The 5,954-nt window shown below is 49.7% G+C and carries 6 protein-coding genes; 2 read left to right on the top strand and 4 right to left on the bottom strand.

The genetic code is table 11. The annotated features are described in order from the left end of the window. Positions 1-443: 443 nt before the first annotated feature. Both JNK54_10075 and JNK54_10070 read left to right on the top strand, forming a co-directional pair. A complete protein-coding gene (locus JNK54_10075) occupies positions 444-1,577 on the top strand; it encodes a DUF4143 domain-containing protein (GenBank protein MBL8024607.1) in 1,134 nt (377 codons plus the stop codon). 354 nt (positions 1,578-1,931) lie between these two features. Beyond that, a complete protein-coding gene (locus JNK54_10070) occupies positions 1,932-3,125 on the top strand; it encodes an AAA family ATPase (protein MBL8024606.1) in 1,194 nt (397 codons plus the stop codon). Between the two features lie 209 nt (positions 3,126-3,334). Here the strand turns inward: JNK54_10070 and JNK54_10065 are convergent, their stop codons facing one another. From JNK54_10065 to JNK54_10050, 4 genes are all read right to left on the bottom strand, one after another. Continuing rightward, positions 3,335-4,486 carry an ATP-binding protein gene (locus JNK54_10065; protein ID MBL8024605.1) on the bottom strand — a complete coding sequence of 384 codons (1,152 nt, stop codon included), beginning with the start codon at positions 4,484-4,486 and terminating at the stop codon, positions 3,335-3,337. 195 nt (positions 4,487-4,681) lie between these two features. Next, positions 4,682-5,107, bottom strand: coding sequence for a PIN domain-containing protein (locus JNK54_10060; protein ID MBL8024604.1), 426 nt, complete (start codon positions 5,105-5,107; stop codon positions 4,682-4,684). After that, positions 5,104-5,367 (bottom strand): AbrB/MazE/SpoVT family DNA-binding domain-containing protein, encoded by a 264-nt coding sequence (locus JNK54_10055; protein MBL8024603.1) that lies wholly within the window; start codon positions 5,365-5,367, stop codon positions 5,104-5,106. Before JNK54_10055 ends, JNK54_10060 begins: the two co-directional genes overlap by 4 nt. 112 nt (positions 5,368-5,479) lie before the next feature. Then, a complete protein-coding gene (locus tag JNK54_10050) occupies positions 5,480-5,842 on the bottom strand; it encodes a hypothetical protein (GenBank protein ID MBL8024602.1) in 363 nt (120 codons plus the stop codon). Positions 5,843-5,954: the final 112 nt, after the last annotated feature.

The following is a 5,954-nucleotide window of genomic DNA, read 5'->3' as shown; positions in this document are numbered from 1 at the left end:
GTCGGGATAAAAAACAAGGGATTTTATTAACCCGAAATCCCCAGTTGGACCTGAGATTCGACGAAGGGCCTCTTTTTTTTGTTTCTCAAAAAGTTCGTCCTAAAAAGTGGGTCTCCATCGTCTCGAATCAGCGGCTCTTTCGCCCCAGGCCCGAAAGGCCACTCCCGTTGGCCCTTCGCGCCCGTCCCGCTTTGGAAGGCTAAAGTGACAGTGTCTGTTTAGCTACGGAGGGTGACCGATGAGTTTTGGGTTTCATCGTTGCCCCACCCATGGGCCGGTATTTTTTTGAGGCCGCTTCTTTCGATGGAAAATCGCCCGATAAATCGGGCAACTACAAATTTCACTCCCCCATGCTAAACAGACACCCAAACCCTGAAGCCCCAAAATAAGTTCCAAAGATTAATTGGAGTTGACAAATCCATATATATCTGTAAAATGGAGTTATGTATTCCAGACTAAATTCCGCACCCGCTGACCGATCTTTGCTCCTTTTGGGTCCGCGAGGGACAGGGAAAACAACTTGGACGAAAACTATTTTGCCGGACGCTGTTCGCATCGATCTTTTGGAATCCCAGACGTACGCCACTCTTTTGGCCGGTCCCCAAAGACTCGAAACGATGATCCCTTCCGGAAAGCCTTGGGTGGTTGTCGACGAAGTTCAACGGATCCCGGCGCTTTTAAATGAGGTCCATCGACTCATTGAGGGGAAAAAATTGAAGTTTCTTTTGACGGGATCCAGTGCACGAAAGCTTTGGAGGGGCGGAGTCAATCTCCTGGCCGGAAGAGCCCTCACACGGGCGATGCACCCGTTGACAGCGGTGGAGATGGGTGATGATTTCGATTTATCCAATGCCTTGAAATTTGGCCTTTTGCCATCGGCCCAAACATTAGATGCTGGGGAGTATCTGGCCACTTACGTCAAAACCTATTTGGACGAGGAGGTTCGCCAGGAAGGTCTGACGCGGAACCTGATGTCTTTCGCGCGTTTTTTAGAAGCAGCCAGTTTTTCTCAGGCGAGTCCTTTAAACACCGCTGCGGTGGCCCGGGAATGCGCTGTGGATCGAAAGGTTGTTGAATCCTATTTTGGCATTCTCGACGATTTGATGATTGCCCAACGCGTGCCCGTATTTACGAAAAAATCGAAAAGACGACTGGTGTCTCATTCCAAATTCTTTTTCTTTGATGTGGGGGTGTATCGAACCCTGCGCCCCTCTGGGCCCTTGGACACTCCAGAAGAAATGGAAGGCCCCGCGTATGAAACCCTTTTACTCCAAAACATACGAGCGATCAACGATGGGCTGAGCTTGGGATATGGGGTTTACTACTGGCGAACCTCTGATGGAACGGAAGTGGATTTCGTTCTCTATGGATCTCGAGGACTTATTGCCATTGAGGTCAAACGTGGGCGCCGTTACAATGCAAAATCTCTTACCGGACTTCTCTCTTTTAGAAACGATTACCCGAAAGCCAAGACATTTTTCGTTTACGGGGGAGACAGACGATTTCAGGAGGGCCCCATCGAGGTGTGGCCCATGAAAGATTTTCTCATGGGCCTGCCGGAGATCCTCAAGAGCTAAATTTAGTAACAACCTCCCTTACCCGAGATGCACGAATGGGTTCGGAGGATCCCCTCAGAGGCGCTCAGCTAAAGTCTCCAGACCAAAGGGCTTTTAGGAAGTGGGCCACGGGGAGAATTTCAATGCCGTCCCCCTGGCGCGGGTGGGGGTCAAGCGAGACGCAAATGAAACGGCGGAACGGCCCTTCTTCCTTACTAACGTGAAGTGACCGTAAGTCATGGGGGCCCACATTCGCTTTGGCTTTTAACTTCTATGGCGATCCGGTCGCCGCCGAATTATTTTAAAGTAATGTATAAGCTAAATGTGCTATACGTTGGTATAAATAGGTATATTTAGCTATAAGGGAGGCTGGCCATGGACAAGTTAAAAAACCCTTTTTCACCGGGAGCAGGTTCCCCACCTCCGGAGTTGGCTGGACGAGAATGGATATTAGAACAAGCTCGAGTATTGGTCGGACGAATAAAAGCAAAACGTTCAGAAAAAAGCATGCTCCTTACGGGGCTACGTGGTGTAGGTAAAACAGTTTTACTGAATCAAATTAGGCGAATCGCTGAAAAGGGGAATTGCCGGACCATCCTTATTGAAGCCCATGAGAACAAGCGTTTAGGCCAATTGTTAGTCCCTCATCTTCGAGAGCTTCTCTATGATATTGACCGACTGAAAGGAGTGAGTGACAAAGTCCGCCGTGGAATAGCGGTTCTGAAAAGCTTCATCGGTTCGATTAAAGTCACTCTAGGAGAAATCGAAGTCGGTATGGATATTGAGCCAGCACGCGGAACCGCTGACAGTGGGGATTTGGAGGTGGATCTTCCAAACGTATTGGTGGCGATCGCCCAAGCGGCGGAAGAGAAAAATATAGTGACCGCCATTTTAATCGACGAAATACAATATATGAATCAGACAGAACTAAGCGCCTTAATCATGGCGATGCACAAGATGCAGCAACGACAGCTTCCTCTTATCCTTGTGGGTGCAGGTCTGCCGATTCTCCCCGGCCTTGCGGGCGATTCAAAATCCTATGCAGAACGACTCTTTGATTTTCCAGACATCGGGCCCTTGGGTGAAAAAGACACAGCCAAAGCACTTCAGGAGCCTGTCGTGGCAGCTGGGGAAAGATTTGACCATTCGGCGATAAATGAAATCTTTCGGCTCACAAAAGGTTACCCTTATTTTATTCAGGAGTGGGGGTATCAAGCGTGGAATCTAGCCAAATCTTCCCCCATTACCCTTAACGTAATCCGTGATGCCACAGAAATGGTGAGAGACCGTCTGGATAAAAACTTTTTCCGTGTTAGATTTGACCGATTAACCCCTCGAGAAAAAGATTATCTCCGTGCGATGGCTGAGTTGGGCCCTGGTCCCTACCGAACGGGTGACATTGCAGATATATTGAAAGTTAAGCTTTCCACTTTGGGGCCCCTTCGTGCCGGTCTAATAAAGAAAGGAATGATATATAGTCCTGCGCATGGAGATATGGCTTTCACAGTTCCTCTTTTTGATGAGTTCCTTCGGCGGGTAATTCCACGGTTTCACTCTAAACGGGATTGAGGGTGAATTCAACCAGTAAGTGCAACAGAAGCCTCTTTTAGAGCTTCCGCAGGAGTTTGGAATTCAGACATTTACGGGGTTTAGAATTGAGCCGGAATTCGACCGGATCGTCAATGAATTTGAACTGGGGTGCGGGAAAGGGACCCCTTTCAGCCGGCCATGGTGACATTAGAACAGATCCAGCTCACAGCAAGCGTTCTAAAACCCGCCTAAGGTTTAATCCCTCCATTCAAGTAGGATGGAAGATTGGGAAGAAAATCCTTGCAGGGCAAGACATGAATGTTCCCTTTTTGAAGGTGGTGGGGGCCTCCGTAGAGAAGTATGGCTTTTGCGTTGGGGTAGTCCTTCGTAAAGGATTGAAGTCCAACAAGCGAATCTTCGGTGAGACGTCGGCTTCGTTTGACTTCGATGGCGAAAAAACCGCGGGGCCCGTAGAGAATTAAATCTACTTCGGTTCCGTTAGACGTTCTCCAATAGTAGATTTGATAGCCCAAATCTAAGGCTTCATTGACAGCAATGATGTTTTGAAGGACAAGGGTTTCCAGGGCGGGACCTTCAGCTTCTTCCGGTGTGTCTAAAATCCCTGCCGGGCGGATGGTTCGGAAGACTCCGACGTCGAAAAAATAAAATTTCGGGTGGCTCACCAAACGTCGCTTGGAACGTTTGGTGAAAACGGGGATTTGGTGCGCAATGAGAAGATCGGATAAGATAGTGAAATAGTTTTCAACGACCTTTCGTTGAACAGAGCATTCGCGGGCGACAACAGAAACGTTCAATGTGGACCCCTGGGAAAAACTTGCGGCTTCCAAAAATCGGGCGAAGGCATCCAGATGACGGGTGAGCCCTTCTTGGCGAACTTCTTCGTCCAAATATGTTTTGACATAACTGGCCAAAAAGCGGATGGGGTCGGGCTCGGTTTGAACAGCCGGAAGGAGCCCGAATTTCAAGGCACGCTCCAGGTTGAAATCGCTACCCATTTCGACGGCTGAGAGTGGATGCATGGCACACGTGAGCGCCCTTCCCGCCAGGAGGTTGACGCCCCCTCGACGCAATTTCCGCGGACTGGATCCCGTTAGAATGAAAGTCAATCGTCTTTTTTCAATAAGACGGTGAACTTCGTTAAGTAAAGCCGGCACCTTCTGGATTTCATCAATAACCACCGGGCCCTCGTGTCCAGAAGGGATCCATTCCTCCAACAATTGGGGATCCGCCAGGAGGGAGGTGAACAATCGGGATTCCAGGAGGTCGATTCGGATGGCGTTGGGGAATGTCTTCGACGTCCACGTCGTTTTCCCTGTGCCACGAGGGCCGAAAAGAAAAAAACTTTTTTCCTTTATGGGTTGAATCAATCTGGAATACATAACTCCATTTTACATATATAATTGGAATATTCAAATCCAAAATACATTAGACCGAATTCCCCATTTGGACCCGAGATTCGACAAAGGGCCACTCCCGTCGGTTCCCCCCCTGCGACTTCGTCTCAGGATCCTAGGCGGAGATAAATCTCCCTTTGTCCTGAAACTGATCAATAGGCTTGGTGTGAACGGACGATTTTAGGGGGTTCGGATCCGGTTGGCTAGACGTGGTGCGATGCGGCGAAATTGGCTGATGTTCCAGGTGAGAATTGTTTTGGCTTTGATTTTCTCAGCGGCGAGGAGGATGAGGGCGTCGTAGATCTGGCCACCGGCCAGGGAGAGGTCGACAGTTTGTTTGATGGTTTCAGCGTAATCCCTTTCATTTAAGAGAACGACGGTTAAGCGTTTTTGGATTTCCTCAATGAAAAGAAGAGCGTCTGCCGGTGCGACCACGGGACGGACGGGAAGCCGGGTTAACACGGCATAGACTTCGGCCAATGAATGGGCAGCGCACGCACCTGTCGATTTTGTGGTGGAGGCAAAAGCGTGGAGGCTGGCCTCATGGTGAGGGTGGTCTCCCCAAAACGTCGCGACCAGAACGGACGTATCAAAAAAGCGGTTCAAGGCTCGATGATCCCCAGTCGCTCATTTCGTGAGCGATCCACTAAATCCGGAATCGATTCCGTGGTTCTTTTTCCGGAACGGTAAACCCATACCCCCTGTTCCCGGCAGAGCGGCGTTGCCCCTTTCGGGATCCGAAGGGTGATCTGATCGCCTTCACTTTCCAATTCCAAACGATCCCCCTCGTGCAAGCAAAGCCGATCGCGAATCGGTTTCGGTAAAACGATCCGCCCCGCGCGGTCCATGGGAATTGTTTTTGCCATAATGGTATTATAAAATGGTAAATACCATTTGTCAAGGAGAAAGGGGTCAAGTCTTAATTTTTAACTCTTTCCAAATGAATGCAAATTCAAGACTTGACCCCATTTTCCGTTTTCATCTGAAATCGCCAGACCAAAGGGCTTTTAGGAAGTGGGCCAGGGGGAGAATTTCAATGCCGTCCACCTGGCGCGGGTGGGGGTCAAGCGAGACGCAAATGAAACGGCGGAACGGCCCTTCCTCCTTGATGGCGTGAAGTGACCGTAGGTCATGGGGGCCCACATTTGCTTTGGCTTTAACCTCTATCGCGATCCGGTCGCCGATGAGAAAATTGACCTCCAACTGAAATGTGGACTTCCAGAAGGACAACGCCGGGAGGCCGTTATAGTTTCGGCAACAGGTCAGCTCGTGTAGAATGTAGGTCTCGAAGGCCGCGTCTTTGTGGACCCGGGAACTTTTTCTGAGGGTCTCCGTCGTCATTTGGCATGCCAAATGACGACGGATTCGTCAATGTGACACACCTGTCCGGGGAAAAATAAGGGAATCCCCCGTTCGTGGTAAAATGATTGTGCGAACAATCCATTTTATCGAC

Source organism: Elusimicrobiota bacterium (genome assembly GCA_016788905.1).
Lineage (GTDB): Bacteria > Elusimicrobiota > Elusimicrobia > FEN-1173 > FEN-1173 > JADKHR01.
The sequence above is the reverse complement of the archived record's forward strand: the minus strand, read 5'-3'. Positions and strand labels throughout refer to the sequence as shown.

Excerpts from the sequence above, each read along its gene's own strand:
- JNK54_10075 (MBL8024607.1), top strand. The coding sequence starts at position 444 with ATGTATTCCAGACTAAATTCCGCACCCGCTGACCGATCTTTGCTCCTT.
- JNK54_10070 (MBL8024606.1), top strand. The coding sequence starts at position 1,932 with ATGGACAAGTTAAAAAACCCTTTTTCACCGGGAGCAGGTTCCCCACCT.
- JNK54_10065 (MBL8024605.1), bottom strand. The coding sequence starts at position 4,486 with ATGTATTCCAGATTGATTCAACCCATAAAGGAAAAAAGTTTTTTTCTT.
- JNK54_10055 (MBL8024603.1), bottom strand. The coding sequence starts at position 5,367 with ATGGCAAAAACAATTCCCATGGACCGCGCGGGGCGGATCGTTTTACCG.
- JNK54_10050 (MBL8024602.1), bottom strand. The coding sequence starts at position 5,842 with ATGACGACGGAGACCCTCAGAAAAAGTTCCCGGGTCCACAAAGACGCG.